Raw genomic sequence first — 15,476 nt, forward strand, 5'->3', positions numbered from 1 at the left:
TGGCGGGAAGCAAAACTGTCACGGTTTTTTACGCCCTGAATTCGTTATACTGACCCCTCGATTGGAATGGAGACAGGTATGAATTCTCATTACGCTCGCTGGGTGACAATGGCCGCTTTTTTAGCGACGGCGACTGCATTGTCACTGTTTGGTTTGAAGGTGTATGCCTGGTGGTATACCGGGTCGGTTAGCTTGCTGGCCTCGCTGGTCGATTCACTGGTCGATATTGCCGCCTCGCTGGTGAATTTGCTGGTGGTGCGCTATTCGCTGCAACCAGCCGATAGCGAACATTCGTTCGGTCACGGTAAAGCAGAATCGCTGGCGGCACTGGCGCAAAGTATGTTTATTTCCGGTTCTGCGCTGTTCTTGTTGTTAACCGGCGCACAGCATCTGATGAACCCTCAGCCCTTGCAGGGGGCGGAATTAGGCATGTGGATTACGCTGGTGTCACTGGTGGCTACCGTGTTGCTGGTGAGTTTTCAGCGTTGGGTGATCCGCAAAACCCACAGTCAGGCGGTGCGGGCTGACATGCTGCACTACCAGTCTGATGTGCTGATGAATGGCGCTATCTTGTTATCGCTGTTGCTGAGCTGGAAAGGTATTGGCTGGGCGGATGCCGTGTTCGCCCTGGCAATAGGCATTTATATCTTATACAGCGCCTTGCATATGGCATACGATGCCATTCAAATGTTGCTTGATAGAGCATTACCGGATGAAGAACGTCAGGAAATCGTCAACCTTATCGCCTCGTGGCCGGGAGTGAGCGGCGCGCATCAGTTACGCACCCGCCGTGCCGGGCCGACGCGCTTTATTCAGTTGCATCTTGAGATGGACGATAACCTGCCGCTGGTGGCGTCGCACCAGATTGCGGATGAACTCGAGCAGGCGCTGCTGCGCCGTTTCCCCGGTTCAGACGTGATAATCCATCAAGACCCGGTATCGGTTGTGCCGCTGGCGCAGCGAGGCCGTTGGGATCTGTAGACGCCGCTGTAATCTGCTGTTGCTGTGGCTTTCACTGCGCTAACGCCGCGTCAGAGGGCGAGCGATAACCGTATGTCAGCAGGCCGGAGCGAAGAACCTAGCCTGCAATGTGTTGTAAAAATGTGATATACGATAGATTTTTTTGGGGCGGTGAGCCTGACCTGAATCAATTCAGCTAAGGGTATTTGTTATAATATGCTAAAGAGAAGGTTAGGCGTTGTTCCATCCATTTTAAGATAGAAGAATCTGCGAATTTACATCTACAAACCCAGAGGTTGTCATGATTAAAAAAATCGGAGTACTGACGAGCGGTGGCGATGCACCGGGCATGAATGCGGCCATTCGTGGTGTGGTGCGTGCGGCGTTGGCTGAAGGGCTGGACATCTACGGTATTTATGATGGGTATCTGGGTTTGTACGAAGACCGCATGGAACAGCTTGATCGTTATAGCGTGTCTGATGTCATCAACCGTGGCGGAACCTTCCTCGGGTCGGCGCGTTTCCCGGCGTTTAAGGAAGAAGCCGTGCGTCAGGTGTGCGTGGAAAACATGAGAAAACGCGGCCTGGATGCGCTGGTGGTTATCGGGGGTGACGGTTCCTATATGGGTGCTAAGCGACTGACAGAAATGGGTTTTCCCTGTATTGGCCTGCCGGGCACCATTGATAACGATGTGGCGGGTACGGACTACACCATCGGGTATTTCACCGCGCTGGAAACCGTGGTCGAAGCCATTGACCGCCTGCGTGACACCTCTTCCTCCCACCAGCGTATCTCCATCGTCGAAGTGATGGGCCGCCACTGTGGCGACCTGACGATGGCGGCGGCGATTGCCGGTGGTTGTGAGTTCATCGTGTTGCCGGAAGTCGATTTCAAGAAAGAAGACCTGGTTGAAGAGATCAAAGCCGGGATCGCCAAAGGGAAAAAACACGCCATAGTGGCGATTACCGAGCTGGTGTGCGACGTCGATGAACTGGCGCGTTATATCGAAGCGGAAACCGGGCGTGAAACCCGCGCCACCGTGCTTGGTCACATTCAGCGTGGTGGTTCGCCAGTGGCGTATGACCGCATTCTGGCCTCACGCATGGGCGCTTACTCTATCGAACTGCTTCAGCAGGGGTATGGCGGGCGTTGTGTCGGTATCCAGAATGAAAAACTGGTACATCATGATATTATCGACGCCATTGAGAACATGAAGCGCCCGTTCAAAGGCGACTGGCTGGATACGGCCAAGAAATTGTTCTGATCGCTCAGTGAGCCTGGCAAAACAGCGAATCCCGCTCTCTGGAGCGGGATTTCTTATTGGAAGAGGCCTACTCTTTAAGCCATCGGCACTGAGACGTGACTGACTGATAGTTTCCCTGACTCTTGCTGGTTTAGGCCGTTGCTGGCACACAGGCTTGAGCATCCACACAGAAATGATTGAGGTTTTCGCATGACAAACGTTACCGTTGCCGCCACACAAATGGCCTGCACCTGGGATTTGCCAAAAAATATCGAAAACGCCGAAAGGCTGGTGCGTCAGGCACATGCTCAAGGGGCGCACATCATCCTGATTCAGGAGCTGTTTGCTGCGCCTTATTTCTGCATCGATCAGAGCCCTGAGCATTATGCGCTGGCGCAAGAGCTGGCCAATAGCCCGCTTATCAAACACTTTTCCGCGCTGGCGGCAGAACTGAACGTGGTGCTGCCACTGAGCTTCTTCGAGCGCGCCAATAACGCTTACTACAACTCGCTGGTGATGATCGACGCTGACGGCAGCGTATTGGATGTGTATCGTAAAACGCACATTCCGAACGGCCCGGCCTATCAGGAAAAGCAGTTCTTCATTCCGGGAGATACCGGTTTTAAAGTGTGGCAAACCCGCTACGCCAAAATTGGCGTTGGCATCTGCTGGGATCAGTGGTTCCCGGAAACCGCCCGCTGCCTGGCTTTACAGGGAGCCGAGCTGATTTTCTACCCAACCGCCATCGGCTCTGAACCGGCCTACCCGGAGATTGATAGCCAACCGCACTGGACGCGTGTGCAGCAGGGTCACGCGGCGGCCAATCTGGTGCCCGTTATCGCGTCCAACCGTATCGGCACTGAAGCCAGCAAATACATCGACGGTCTGGAAATGACCTTCTACGGCTCCTCGTTCATTGCCGATCAAACCGGTGCGCTGGTGGCGCAAGCCAACAAGACCGATGAAGCGGTGCTGGTGCATACCTTTGATCTACAAGCTATTGCCGCCCAGCGCGCGTCGTGGGGTCTGTTCCGCGATCGCCGCCCGGACATGTATGGCGTGATTGGTACCTCTGACGGTAAAACCTGGAGATAAGTGATGGCTGAACTGACTACGCCATGGCAGGACGGCTTTGCCATGCCCGCGGAATGGGCCGCACACGATGCGGTGTGGATGCTGTGGCCATATCGCCGTGATAACTGGCGTGCTGAGGGCGACGTTCTCCCTGCCCAGCGCACCTTTGCGGCGGTGGCGGCAGCGATTGCCCAGACCACGCCGGTCATCATGGGCGTGCCGCATGACCAACTGGCGCTGGCCAAAAGCGTGATGCCAGCAAGCGTCACGCTGGTGGCGATGGACAGCGATGATGCCTGGGTGCGCGATACCGGGCCAACCATGGTGCTGAATGCTGCCGGTGAACGCCGCGGCGTTGACTGGCAATTCAACGCCTGGGGCGGCGCACTGGGCGGATTGTATGAAGACTGGAGCCGTGACGAGAACGTCGCCGCGCAGGTGCTGGCGCATCATGGCGATGCAGGCTACGCCGCGCCGCTGATTCTGGAAGGCGGCTCTATCCATACCGATGGCGAAGGCACGCTGTTGACCACCGCCGAGTGCCTGCTGAACCCGAACCGCAACCCGCACCTGAGCAAGGCGCAGATTGAGCAACACCTGCGGGATTATCTCGGTGTCAGCACGTTCATCTGGCTGGAAGAGGGCGTGTATAACGACGAAACCGACGGCCACATCGACAACATGTGCTGCTTTGTGCGCCCCGGCGAAGTGGCGCTGCACTGGACGGACGATGAAACCGACCCGCAGTACGCCCGCTCGCAGGCGGCCTATCAGGTGTTGTCGCAGGCGCGTGATGCCAAAGGCCGTTCGCTGAAAATCTGGAAACTACCGGCACCGGGCCCACTGTACGCCACGCCGGAAGAAACGGCGGGCGTCACCGAAGGCAACGCCATCGAACGTAACGCCGGGTCACGGCTGGCGGGGTCGTACGTCAATTTCCTTATCAGCAATAAGCAGATTATTTACCCGCTGCTGGACGAACGCACCGACGGTGAGGCCCATGCACTGTTGCAACAGATGTTCCCCGACTACCTGATAAGCGGCGTACCGGCGCGCGAAATCCTGCTGGGCGGCGGCAACATCCACTGCATTACCCAGCAAATCCCGGCGGCACACCGCTAATCTTAGCGCCTCCCCATAACGGATGATGGGGAGGTGCCAGCGCTTTTCTCAACTCGCCAGCGTTGCCTTTACCAGAATGTTGCTCTTGCCAGAATATTGCCTTTACCAGAATAAGGTATGGCGGATGGGTTTCTGCGCAGGTAAGTTAATACTGTGACGGGGCCTACAGGTATCTGTCGGTTAACGCTTTTTCTACGGTAACGGGAAACCTATGGGCAGTGAAATTATTGCGTTGTGTGTGATTGGTGTTGCCATTTTACTGGGTGCAATGAGCCCAGGCGCGAGTTTTCTGCTGGTGGCGAGCACCGCTGTGACGTCATCCCGACGGGCGGCGATAGCGGTGTCGCTTGGTATGGGCGTTGGCGCATCGTTGTTTACAATACTGGCGCTTGCCGGGTTTCAGCTATTGTTGGCGATGGTGCCTTGGCTCTATCTGGTGATAAAAATAGCCGGTGGTGGCTATCTGCTGTGGCTGGCGTTCAGGATGGTGCGTCGTAAAGCGCCCGCTGCCGCGCAAGTTGCAACCGCCGCTCCCGTAAATGTGTGGCGCGCCTTTGCCTCAGGGATGATGACGCAAATGAGTAACCCGCAAACTGCGCTGGTGTTTGCCAGTATTTTTACCGCCACGCTTGGCAGCACTATACCAACGTGGATGTATATCGTCTTGCCATTGCTGGCATTGGTCATCGATACGCTATGGTACACGCTGGTTGCATTATTACTTTCAACCGATAAGCCACGACGTCTTTATACTCGTTATCGCCGCCTGATAGACCACCTCAGTGCAGGAGTGATGCTGGCTCTGGGCGTGCGTCTTTTGATTAAGGGGTGATGTGGGTATTCTTACAGATTTTTAGCAATAACTGCTACTGTAATCATAGCACTTTATATCGTTAAACTACTGATAGTAATGTTGCATTTTCTCCTTACTAAGGAGACAGCTTTGGTAGATCCTCCGAAATAAACCATTTGGTAATGGTGATAGCCTGGTTCTCTATTCTATGAACAGTCAGAATAATGCTGAAAGGTCACAGTCTATGTAGCATTTTTCATATCAGAGGTTATGCTGATTTAACATGGATGGTTACTTTGCTTTGATAAATTTACTGACTAATTATATTTAGTGCCTTTCTTCCTTGATGATATGTTTTTTATGAATAATCTTGAAGGCATCTCAATAACACGATAGGAAATATGTGCGGCAACCACAATGATAATTGAAAAAGCTATTTGTTTTATGATCCCAACAATATCTAATGCAATATAAATCATAGGGCCAACATGTAATTCATAATATCTGATCATTAACTGATGAATCATATACATCGAGAAACTAATTTCACCAAGATGAAGTAGTTTTTTATGAGAGAGGATCTTTGAGATTGCCCCTTTGTTAAAAGAAAAAACAAAAATTATAAACATAATAGATGGAGCAAAGAAAATGGTTTCGTTCCAGGAGTAAGCATTCGCCATCTTTCTATGGAAAAAGTATGATGAGAAAAAAATCAAAATCGCAATAATTTCAAATATTGTAGCATAGGTAGTCTTAATGTTTTCAGTTTTATTTGTTTTTCTAAATATAAAACATGTAATTATACCAAGAGTAAAATTAAGAATATTTGAAAATGGAGATGTTTCACCATACCACCACTCGGTACTATATTGCTTGATGAATCCACCGATGGAGATGCTTGTGATTAATATGCTGAAAATAACTAGTGCTAATAGGAACGTGATTCCTCTCTTTGTTGTGGATAATTTAAATCGATGAGAACCATATAATATAAATGGCAATGATATGTAAAAAAATAACTCACAAGAAAGAGTCCACGAAACGCCGTTATATGAAAATATATTGCTTATTTTTGGATACCATGTATGAATAAGTAATATATTTGATAAGGTGTCAGTTATAGAGTAATTTGCTTCCTTTGCCGTAAGTGGAATGGATATGAGAAATGTTACGAAGTGTATTGGGTATATTCTTGCAAGTCTAGAAAGATAGAAATTATTTAATGGCGATAGTGATATTTTTTTGAAGTTATCATTATAATTATATGCTAGGATGAAGCCTGATAGGATGAAGAAAAATATGACACCGATTCCACCAGTATTATAATCGTAACCATAATGCGCAAATACAACCCCCGCAGCGGCAAAAAACCTCATTGAAGTAAGTGGTTCTAACGTGATTATCTTGCTTTTGATTTGGCTTATCATTTTGGGGAAGTAACCTCTTTTTGAGTGGACACATGCTTTTATAGTTACTTTGATTGGTAAATTATAAATGTTTCGTTTGGCTATGGCCAATGAAATTTTGCATGCAACATATTTTTTATTAACCAACTTCATTGACTACCATTCAAATATAATTATTTTGATATTGGTCTTTTTTAAAATTAGCAAGAGGTAAAGGTTTTTCCCAATTGAATCTGAATGTTGATTTCATATGCAAATGTCTGAATTTATAGATAAAAATAAATTCAATATTAAATTAAGTACACGTTTAAGTACATGTTGATTTGCATTGTTTTGTGTTACGGATTTGTGTATTGAGATTCGGTACACTTATCATGCGCTTGCGCATTCTGGCCTTACAGACTGGAGTATGAGAGGACGCTAAGTAAAAAGTGAACAATCTGTAATTATACAATTTGATATGTAAAATATAATAAGCTGATTTTTATGATAAAAACATGTAGATGTGAAGCTATACCTTTTTAACATTTTATTTTAAGATAGTTCTTATTTTTCACGTCATTGGAAGGATATATGGGTGAGCTATCTAGATATGTTGGTGAGGTCGGTGAAAATATAGCAAAGGTCTTTTTTGAGCGGATTGGCTGGGGAGCTTCATTATCTGATACTCCGTTACCCTGCATTCATTCTGATAAACATGCTCTTAAGAAGGGTACACCAAGAACGACACATGGTGTTGACAGGTTATTTACTTATATCAGTAACGTAGAATATCAAGCTATACAAAACGTATATATATCCTGCAAAAATACCTTAAAGCCTTATCCAGCGGCACCCGTTACAACCTTTAAGAAACATATGAACGATCTCATTACTGGCTTAGAATGTTTCAGGCGTTCCCAATTGAAACGAGACGTAACCAGTCGATTTAAAGGATATTCTAATCAAATAGATACCGGCGTTCTTTTTTGGGTATCTTGTGCCAAAGATACCTACGATAATGTTGTTGAAAAAATATCCTCATGCAGACTAGATACGGACTATGAATTCGGAAATGTCTTTATAGTAGATAATGATGTTGTGAATTTTCATATGAAAGTATTGAATTATATTGAGACTAAGTTTACTGGGCAGTATTGGTCTTATTATCTATCTGAAACATCAATGAATTATGCAGATAAAAAACTTACTAGAAAAACTAAAATTTTACCAGTGGAATATTTAAATTCAAGATTTATTGCATTCGTCGTTGAAAATCCGCTATTACCTGATGATAAACCGAAATTTATTATTGTCTGCAAAGATGGTTTTAGCAAAAATAATTTAGAAATGTATATTCAGGCCTCTCGAGAGTATACTAGCGAAATGACGAACAACTATCTATTTGTTTTTCCTGATTATAATAAAATTGAACATGATACTGATGTGAAACAGGTGAGAATGAGTCTGCCTGACCAGTTAGACATATTATTTTCTGTTGATACTTATAACGATCATGGAGTACGAGGTATGCATAATGAGTAAAAATAATTTTTTACCGACGAGAGACTTTTTACGTCAACTTATTGGGCAGCATTATGTAAAGCCTGGAGAATTGAAAAATATACTTCGCGCCCGTGGTGTGTTTTCTTCAAGCGAAGATAAAAAATTACTGGGTAGTATATTAATAAAAACTGGCTTATCCGCAGAGGAGTATTCAGAATTAAAAGAAACATACAAGACAAGAGAGGAGAACCCTAAAATACTCACAAGGAGAATAAAGTGGTCTTCGGATTCTTCTTTAACTGATGCTTTGGATATTAATATTGATTTTGAAAGTTTATTAGATGATAAGTTTGGAACTGTTAAGCTATCATCATCTCCTTTTTTTGTAACACCAGATACAAAACAACCTAATATTGTGAGGCTTGACTTTGAAATTGAAAGGCAAGATATAACAAAAAACTGGGGTGAAAATATAACTTATCATAAGGGTTATATTGAATTAGATAAGAATACCACAACATTAGACGTCCAGTTGAACTTTTGTCATTCCTCAAAAGAAGTAAAGGATTTTGGTAATCGAATAATATCATATGTGACAAAAGAACTTAAAAAGCAAAATCATATATTAGATGAAGAGGAAATGTTATCTATTAAATTTGGCGACTTTGATAACATGGGGAGAGTTAAGTTTTTAAACGATTTATCATTTAATTGGCGAGTCAACGAACTCTATTTCAAGGATACTAAAGATCTGCAATTCTCTCCTGATGGAGTTGATGATAAAGCGCCAGATAATTTGAAATGGATGAAAGATACAATTGAAGACTTAAAATTAAAGGGAAAAGGTATTCACTCGACTTTTTTTGTATCAAATAAAAATTATCACAAATATATTAAACTTTATAAAATCGCATGTGACTATACATTCTCATGCTCCGATTATATAGGAACATGTAGAATAAATTATGAATTCAATGATATTGAATCGATGCATTCAGAATTGAACGTTGAAATAATTAACTTAAATTTATCCGAGAATAAAAGTGGTATAGGTCGAGAGTTGATTAAAATATCATTGTTGAAATTATTAGATCAAAAGAAAATACAATTGCATGAGAAATATAAACTCAAAGGTTAAGTTTTTCAGTCCATAGTATTGCTAGAGTCATTCAGCAATAGTTATCAAACTAATGGGTTTATTTATGGGGAATAACATGTTTTTTATTTTAGCGATTGCACATTGGTTAAGAGTATATATTCAATTTTGCTTGGGATGTATAAATGGAGGATTCTCTCATTAATAACTCCTTTTCTAGGTCATAAAATAAAAATGCACTCTGAGGCAATAATCAAGGCAAGGGCACCTGAGTATCAGTTGATGCTAAAATTATGAGAGTTAGAACAAGAACATTATTTGCTATCTACCAATGAACTTCATTGTGTAAATACTGATGGGGGATCATTGCTAGGATTTATGATATAGCACAAAAAATACATAAAATGAGGAAAGCGAATTTAATGATGAATTTTAAGCAAATATATGTTGAAAGCTACGAATTTTATACTAAAAGATGGATAGATATGGAGGAAATCTCCGGCATGATGGGAGTAAATTTATGGTCTAAGCATTAACGATTAACTATTTTAAAAAGAGTAATGTTATGTTTATGGCTCAGCCCAACGTAGAATAAAAAGCACCCAAACTCTCAATTTATATTACGCATGTGGCTTATATATTTATTCTGTGCTGGTAATCAATGAATATATTTTTAAATAATTCAATGATCATTTTGAATTTTGAAAAATCAATATCTTTATGATTCTGTTTAACAATTATCTCTGCAAATTTTTTCTTGCCAAAATAAAGATTTTTGTCAAATTTATTGTTGGTGGTGAAACTTTTTTCTCCTAATTTTTTAGATAAAGTTTTTGTGTCGAAAAAATCCTCGATTTTTGTTTCTTTCATATCAAATATCAAAGGGGTTTTAACAACATAAAAATTTTCACATACATAAGTAAAACCATCGAGTATTTCCCGTGTCTCCATAAATTCTCTGTTGATCACTCCTTCGACCCCAACTGATCCGCTGTCGTTATCAAGTAGCAATATAACTGGAAACTTTCTCGGGGAGATGAAAATCTACTCATTCTTTTCTGATAAGTATTTAATAACTTGATGTTATTCCCTGCTCCATCGGTAATATTTAATAATCGGTAAAGTAACTTGGTCTGCTTGAATAAATGAATATCTATTCTTTTTTTGATTCCCTTTCCATAGTTTTGTAGTTCAGGATAATAGCTTACCAAGTTTTTAAAAGCATAATTCAAATATATGTTATCGGTTTCACCTTCACATATTACAACTGTTCTATTATTTGCTGCAAAATTTTTATAAAACAAAAAATCAGAATAAGTTTTTTCAAATGAGTCATGTGTTTTTCTAGGTTGACCATTGGCATTTTGCATATCCATTCTATTTCTTATTTGATATATGAAACTTAACATTCCATTAAGTTTTTCAAGGCTTATAGGCGTTTTTTCTCCGTTTAAAGATATGAATGCTTGATTATTTTTGAAAAAATTATTGGCCATTGCTCTGGCAAGATGTTTGAATTCAGATTTGACATTAACTTTTTTGTTTACGATCAAGCCCGTAACGTCCTGCCTTGAATCCTTACATTGGACTCTTGTTTTATTATCATTAATCGTGAAACCAGATCTTTTTATTTCATTTATTAATGATTTTCCAATAATAGGTTTGTGGTCATGTAATTCCATAATATCATTAGGAAAGATATTTCTATTGGTTGATATAGTCAAATCATCGACGTATCTGGTATAGAAACATTTGTTTTTCTTTGCTAATGCACTGAGTTTTACATCTAATATTTGAGCAATCATATTGGATATTACAGGGGAGCAGGGGCTGCCTTGGGGAAGACTGTTCTCATGGCAAGCAATTTGGGCAATAATCGTTGCTGTCTTTTCTGGAAGCATAAAGTTTTTGTTGTGGATAAAATATCCTCTGACTCTTCCAAAATTGATACTGTCGAAAAAATTCTCTAAATCAAGATTTAGTACAAGATTTTTATTTTTATGCTCATAAGCATTCGTAAAAATTGATTTTCCTTTTGTATAACCATGCGAAGATATCCTTTTATTTTTTTTACCATTGATCTCTTCGATACACTCTTGTAATCCTTTAGCAAGCCGCCGCTGCAACTCCTTAAGTTTTTTTGCTGGTGCTTTAATATCTCTGTGACCACCATTTTTCTTTCTAATTTTAAATGTTATATAATTATTTTGGCTTTTATAGATTGTATATGCTAATGATTTTGGTGAGCAACCAAGCAGATTTGCAATATCTGAAATGTTCTGAGATTCTTTTAGTTTAGCCAGGAAACTCATATGATTCCCTAATAGAATTGATAAAGGGCACTATAGAAACTCTTTAGCAGGGCGTGAGGTAGTTCCTCATGACCGAGCATACTTAAGGCGTTGCCTCTAACTTTTTTTTCACATATCACGAAACATGATACAAAATCTTTCTATAGGCCCATGCTTATGCTAACAAGATTTTTTTCTATGTCAATGATTAGTTAATGCTGGTAGAGTAATAATATATTACCTTCTTTATAATAAAACAGGCTATTATAAATTCTGCACGTAATTTTTCCTCGTGCGTTTTATATTTCGTTAATAATAGACTGCTTATTCTTTACTACTATATTCTTGAGCGATATCCAGTATGCATCCTATTTTTTTGACTAATAGTGGCCACCTATACCAAAAATTATGTTTATTAAACAGATCTATTTTATGCTTTTTTATTTCATTTATAATGTTCCGGGGCAGGCGTGAGTATTGCATATCTTTTAAGATATATTGTTTCAACCTACCCAGACTTGGTTCATTCGGTATTTCAAAAATAAATCCTTTTCCCAAAAGTTGATGAGGCATGTCTTTAGAGTAAACTTGCAGCCGTTCGAAAGGGTTTTTCATGGTAAGAAGATCGGCAAGCATCATTGGTCTACCATTTTTACTTGTAGGTTTAGCATTTGGTCTATAGCGAGATTCAATACGCAAAAATCTTTTATGATTATTTGGATTTATTTTTATAAATTTTGATTGGCCTTTAAATTTTTGAGATTTATTTCCATAAGCATCTATCTTTTCATAACAAAGCAGATGGATTTGAGAGCGTTTACTTCCAATCTGTATCCCCGGCAAACCTTTTAATGTATCATAATACATGGTTTTTCCTGCCCTCTCTAAGCTCCATATATAATCATGTAAACGGCGGCCATACAAATCGAGAGCAACTGACCTGCTCCCCATTGATTAACACACGACGATGTTAGTAATGTCTTCATCAGCAACATGAGGACAACCCCATGAAGAAGCGTTTTTCCGACGAACAGATCATCAATATTCTTCGCGAAGCCGAGGCGGGTGTTTCCGCCCGCGAACTTTGCCGTAAGTACGCCATCTCCGACGCCACGTTTTATACGTGGCGTAAGAAGTTTGGTGGCATGGACGTACCTGAAGTAAAAAGGCTTAAGTCACTTGAAGAAGAGAACGCCCGCCTCAAGAAGCTGCTCGCCGAAGCCATGCTGGATAAAGAGGCACTACAGGTGGCTTTGGGCCGAAAGTACTGACGACAGACCAGAAGCGGGAAGCCGTGACAGTGATGTGCAAAGCGACAGGTCTGTCGCAACGGCGTGCCTGCAGGCTGACAGGTTTGTCCCTGTCGACCTGCCGTTATGATGCGCACCGCCCGGCTACTGATGCGTATCTGTCTGCACGTATCACCGAACTGGCAATGGAACGCCGACGTTTCGGTTACCGGCGTATCTGGCAGCTTCTGCGTCGTGAAGGCCTTTGCGTTAACCACAAACGGGTCTACCGCATCTATCATCTCAATGGCCTGGGCGTAAAACGCAGACAGCGCCGTAAGGGTCTGGCGACTGAGCGGCTTCCGCTTCTTCGCCCGGATGCGCCGAACCTGACATGGTCGATGGATTTTGTCATGGATGCACTTGCCAGCGGCCGCCGGATTAAGTGCCTGACTTGTGTGGATGATTTCACGAAGGAGTGTCTGACGATCACTGCTGCTTTCGGTATTTCAGGCGTTCAGGTCACGCGTATTCTGGACAGCATCGCGCTCTTTCGTGGCTATCCGGCGACAATAAGAACCGATCAGGGCCCGGAATTTACCTGCCGTGCGCTCGATCAATGGGCCTTTGAGCATGGTGTGGAGTTGCGACTTATCCAGCCAGGTAAGCCAACGCAGAACGGATTTATTGAGAGTTTCAACGGTCGCTTTCGGGATGAATGCCTGAATGAACACTGGTTCAGCGATATTCTTCATGCCCGGAAAATCATTAATGACTGGCGGCAGGACTATAACGAGTCCAGACCTCATTCATCGCTGAATTACCAGACGCCGTCTGAATTTGCAGCAAGCTGGAGAAATGGAAAATTAGAAGGTAAACAAACCGATATTACTAACTGATCGTTGTATCTAATACTGGGGGCAGGTCACAACATCAATCTGCGTTATCCATGCTCTTGCTAATAACTGGTAAAAAACCTCTCCTAATTTCTTATTCATCCATAAGAGTAGATGCTTAAATTTTTTAGTAGTGAGATGTTGTGGATGGAAATCGAACCTTATGCCTCCGGTATTTTTATTAATTGGTGAGTAATCTATGCGTAACAAAACTGTAGGCTTCTTATTTCTTCTTTTTATCAATAATGCACGTCTATAGGGCAAATTATCTTTGTTTTTTATATGTGCTATGGAATAATTTTCACTTTTTTCTTTTCCAATGTTTTTTAATTTTAAATAGCTTTCTTTCATTTCTGTTTTTCCCATAAAGAAACTTACTAAGGTTAGCTTGTCTATTCGTGTTTTTAAAAAATTACCATCCTTGTCTTTCCCAATCTTCAATGAGGAACAAGTATCTATGTTATTTTTATTGAGAAGCATAGTTAATCCATACGGCTATCAGCCAGAATTAGGATAGAGTATTAAATCAGCCAAGTATTTTATCGGCTATATATTTTAATAGAGAACATCAAATAGATAATATTTAAAAACTTACAACTGATAGATGCTCTATTGATATATTAAGTGTGTCTATAACGGGCTATTAGAGGAGAAATTATTTAACTCAACGCGAAGGTACTTTGAGACGCTCAGCTATCCACTCCAAAACCTCCTCTTCCCGCCATGCAACTGCGCGTGCTCCGGTTAGGCTGACTTGCCGAGGAAATGCACCTGCTTCGATTTGTCGGTAGAGCGTTGCGCGAGAAATTGCGCATAGTTCCAAAACAGTTTTAACCTTGATCAGGCGTTGATTTGACATCGTTTGAATCCACATAAAAGCGCATCGGATTGATACCTCAACGATTTACAGTTTTGTAGATAAATCGAATGTGACGATTTAACTATATGAAATGTATGAGTTTTTATGCTTAAAAATTTCAGAAAATTTCAGAAAATTTTAAATGCCGAAAAGTTTCGAAATTTCTGGGTTTCAAAACAAACGTTCGGCGGCGGAAATTTTCAGGTTTTCTATGTGAAAAGTTTCGCGCGTTCTGAGTGAAAAAGATGAGTTTGGTAGATCATGAGAACAGCTTTTTTTTGCTGATCCCTGCGGATGTCGTGAGCAAAAGAATTGCTATTTTTCCGGCAACGGATTGGAGTTTAATGAGTGATTTTTAATCAACTAACTCGGAATGATATAGAAATTATGGAAGTAAAATATATAGCTTTCATGACAAAAACATATTTCTGTCTGAAAAGCTTCTTGTAATATAAATTAATTATGTGTATTCATCTAGGAACATGATTAAAACTCGGCGTTGTTCATGTGTTAGACGAGGCCAAACTTGTTCAAATCTATTCTTTAGATCTACATCTTTTACTGGAACAAATTCTGGTTGTTCGTTATTTACATAGGAACTGTCATCTAAGCAATCAATAAAAAACCAACCAATAGGGGTGTTCATTTTTATTGCAATATTTACCAGATGCGCGACATTTATTTTATTTGTTCCTCTTTCGTAACGTGAAAGCTGTTGCTGAGAAATATCTGCATACTCAGCGAGCTGCTGCGCAGTCATACCGAGTTCTTTTCTGCGCATCTGGATACGTTGACCAACCAACTTATCTGCAACCTCTGATGCAAGCTTCGCCATTTTTCCGCCCCATGCTCATCAAAAATGTCTATAAATGGCATTTTGATGTTATTTTACGCTTGCATGAACATCTCTAATGGACTATAAAGTAAATTTTACTCTCTTATGGATTTTTTGATGGTTGTGGACTTAATCTCTCAGTCTTCACACGCTCAATAAAAGGATTTAACTCAAATTTGATGTCTCT

At 41.8% G+C, this 15,476-nt stretch carries 15 protein-coding genes; 8 read left to right on the forward strand and 7 right to left on the reverse strand.

The features are described from left to right. The first annotated feature begins 78 nt into the window (after positions 1 to 78). The 5 genes from fieF to DAQ1742_RS00740 all read left to right on the forward strand — a co-directional run bounded on the left by fieF (position 79) and on the right by DAQ1742_RS00740 (position 5,231). Entirely contained in the window at positions 79 to 981 is a 903-nt protein-coding gene (fieF, locus tag DAQ1742_RS00720) for a CDF family cation-efflux transporter FieF (RefSeq protein WP_035345010.1), read from the forward strand. 280 nt (positions 982 to 1,261) lie between these two features. After that, positions 1,262 to 2,224 (forward strand): 6-phosphofructokinase, encoded by a 963-nt coding sequence (pfkA, locus tag DAQ1742_RS00725; RefSeq protein WP_035345008.1) that lies wholly within the window; start codon positions 1,262 to 1,264, stop codon positions 2,222 to 2,224. 189 nt (positions 2,225 to 2,413) lie between these two features. Next, a complete protein-coding gene (aguB, locus tag DAQ1742_RS00730) occupies positions 2,414 to 3,298 on the forward strand; it encodes an N-carbamoylputrescine amidase (protein WP_035345005.1) in 885 nt (294 codons plus the stop codon). Between the two features lie 3 nt (positions 3,299 to 3,301). Next, positions 3,302 to 4,399 (forward strand): agmatine deiminase, encoded by a 1,098-nt coding sequence (gene aguA / locus DAQ1742_RS00735; protein WP_035345002.1) that lies wholly within the window; start codon positions 3,302 to 3,304, stop codon positions 4,397 to 4,399. Between the two features lie 211 nt (positions 4,400 to 4,610). Beyond that, positions 4,611 to 5,231 carry a LysE family translocator gene (locus DAQ1742_RS00740; RefSeq protein ID WP_035344998.1) on the forward strand — a complete coding sequence of 207 codons (621 nt, stop codon included), beginning with the start codon at positions 4,611 to 4,613 and terminating at the stop codon, positions 5,229 to 5,231. A gap of 278 nt (positions 5,232 to 5,509) precedes the next feature. Here DAQ1742_RS00740 and DAQ1742_RS00745 read toward each other — a convergent pair whose 3' ends face one another. Continuing rightward, positions 5,510 to 6,751, reverse strand: a complete 1,242-nt coding sequence (locus DAQ1742_RS00745) for an acyltransferase family protein (protein WP_035344994.1) — start codon at positions 6,749 to 6,751, stop codon at positions 5,510 to 5,512. Between the two features lie 420 nt (positions 6,752 to 7,171). On the opposite strand from DAQ1742_RS00745, the gene gapS4a reads away from it, so the two are divergent. Together gapS4a and gapS4b are read left to right on the forward strand one after the other, a co-directional pair. Next, a complete protein-coding gene (gapS4a, locus tag DAQ1742_RS00750; protein ID WP_035344992.1) occupies positions 7,172 to 8,122 on the forward strand; it encodes a GapS4a family protein in 951 nt (316 codons plus the stop codon). After that, the gene (gapS4b, locus tag DAQ1742_RS00755; protein WP_035344988.1) at positions 8,115 to 9,221 is read left to right on the forward strand and encodes a GapS4b family protein; all 1,107 of its coding nucleotides are present in this window, start codon (positions 8,115 to 8,117) and stop codon (positions 9,219 to 9,221) included. The genes gapS4a and gapS4b overlap by 8 nt, the downstream gene beginning before the upstream one ends. 591 nt (positions 9,222 to 9,812) lie before the next feature. Here gapS4b and DAQ1742_RS00760 read toward each other — a convergent pair. The 3 genes from DAQ1742_RS00760 to DAQ1742_RS00770 form a co-directional block, all read right to left on the reverse strand. Continuing rightward, complete coding sequence (locus DAQ1742_RS00760; RefSeq protein WP_180706206.1) at positions 9,813 to 10,130, reverse strand: hypothetical protein; 318 nt, start codon at positions 10,128 to 10,130, stop codon at positions 9,813 to 9,815. A 14-nt stretch (positions 10,131 to 10,144) separates the two neighbouring features. Next, the gene (locus tag DAQ1742_RS00765; protein ID WP_180706207.1) at positions 10,145 to 11,491 is read right to left on the reverse strand and encodes a retron Ec67 family RNA-directed DNA polymerase/endonuclease; all 1,347 of its coding nucleotides are present in this window, start codon (positions 11,489 to 11,491) and stop codon (positions 10,145 to 10,147) included. A 303-nt stretch (positions 11,492 to 11,794) separates the two neighbouring features. Continuing rightward, on the reverse strand, positions 11,795 to 12,337 hold the full coding sequence (locus DAQ1742_RS00770; protein WP_051124143.1) for a hypothetical protein: 543 nt from the start codon (positions 12,335 to 12,337) through the stop codon (positions 11,795 to 11,797). Positions 12,338 to 12,477: 140 nt separating this feature from the next. On the opposite strand from DAQ1742_RS00770, the gene DAQ1742_RS00775 reads away from it, so the two are divergent. Beyond that, a protein-coding gene (locus DAQ1742_RS00775; protein WP_180706169.1) for an IS3 family transposase occupies positions 12,478 to 13,598 on the forward strand; the annotation gives its coding sequence in 2 pieces (ribosomal slippage) (positions 12,478 to 12,736 and positions 12,736 to 13,598; 1,122 coding nt in all). Positions 13,599 to 13,607: 9 nt separating this feature from the next. Here the strand turns inward: DAQ1742_RS00775 and DAQ1742_RS00780 are convergent. The 3 genes from DAQ1742_RS00780 to DAQ1742_RS00790 form a co-directional block, all read right to left on the reverse strand. Continuing rightward, positions 13,608 to 14,075: a hypothetical protein gene (locus DAQ1742_RS00780; protein ID WP_180706208.1), complete on the reverse strand. Its 468-nt coding sequence runs from the start codon at positions 14,073 to 14,075 to the stop codon at positions 13,608 to 13,610. Between the two features lie 184 nt (positions 14,076 to 14,259). Next, positions 14,260 to 14,469, reverse strand: a complete 210-nt coding sequence (locus DAQ1742_RS00785; RefSeq protein ID WP_368664443.1) for a helix-turn-helix transcriptional regulator — start codon at positions 14,467 to 14,469, stop codon at positions 14,260 to 14,262. A gap of 445 nt (positions 14,470 to 14,914) precedes the next feature. Then, a complete protein-coding gene (locus DAQ1742_RS00790; protein ID WP_035345519.1) occupies positions 14,915 to 15,289 on the reverse strand; it encodes a helix-turn-helix domain-containing protein in 375 nt (124 codons plus the stop codon). Positions 15,290 to 15,476: the final 187 nt, after the last annotated feature.

Source organism: Dickeya aquatica (assembly GCF_900095885.1).
Classification (GTDB): Bacteria; Pseudomonadota; Gammaproteobacteria; order Enterobacterales; family Enterobacteriaceae; genus Dickeya; species Dickeya aquatica.

Excerpts from the sequence above, each read along its gene's own strand:
- gapS4b (WP_035344988.1), top strand. The coding sequence starts at position 8,115 with ATGAGTAAAAATAATTTTTTACCGACGAGAGACTTTTTACGTCAACTT.
- DAQ1742_RS00770 (WP_051124143.1), bottom strand. The coding sequence starts at position 12,337 with ATGTATTATGATACATTAAAAGGTTTGCCGGGGATACAGATTGGAAGT.
- DAQ1742_RS00790 (WP_035345519.1), bottom strand. The coding sequence starts at position 15,289 with ATGGCGAAGCTTGCATCAGAGGTTGCAGATAAGTTGGTTGGTCAACGT.
- DAQ1742_RS00780 (WP_180706208.1), bottom strand. The coding sequence starts at position 14,075 with ATGCTTCTCAATAAAAATAACATAGATACTTGTTCCTCATTGAAGATT.
- DAQ1742_RS00785 (WP_368664443.1), bottom strand. The coding sequence starts at position 14,469 with ATGTGGATTCAAACGATGTCAAATCAACGCCTGATCAAGGTTAAAACT.
- gapS4a (WP_035344992.1), top strand. The coding sequence starts at position 7,172 with ATGGGTGAGCTATCTAGATATGTTGGTGAGGTCGGTGAAAATATAGCA.
- DAQ1742_RS00745 (WP_035344994.1), bottom strand. The coding sequence starts at position 6,751 with ATGAAGTTGGTTAATAAAAAATATGTTGCATGCAAAATTTCATTGGCC.
- pfkA (WP_035345008.1), top strand. The coding sequence starts at position 1,262 with ATGATTAAAAAAATCGGAGTACTGACGAGCGGTGGCGATGCACCGGGC.
- DAQ1742_RS00740 (WP_035344998.1), top strand. The coding sequence starts at position 4,611 with ATGGGCAGTGAAATTATTGCGTTGTGTGTGATTGGTGTTGCCATTTTA.
- aguA (WP_035345002.1), top strand. The coding sequence starts at position 3,302 with ATGGCTGAACTGACTACGCCATGGCAGGACGGCTTTGCCATGCCCGCG.
- fieF (WP_035345010.1), top strand. The coding sequence starts at position 79 with ATGAATTCTCATTACGCTCGCTGGGTGACAATGGCCGCTTTTTTAGCG.
- DAQ1742_RS00765 (WP_180706207.1), bottom strand. The coding sequence starts at position 11,491 with ATGAGTTTCCTGGCTAAACTAAAAGAATCTCAGAACATTTCAGATATT.
- DAQ1742_RS00760 (WP_180706206.1), bottom strand. The coding sequence starts at position 10,130 with ATGGAGACACGGGAAATACTCGATGGTTTTACTTATGTATGTGAAAAT.
- aguB (WP_035345005.1), top strand. The coding sequence starts at position 2,414 with ATGACAAACGTTACCGTTGCCGCCACACAAATGGCCTGCACCTGGGAT.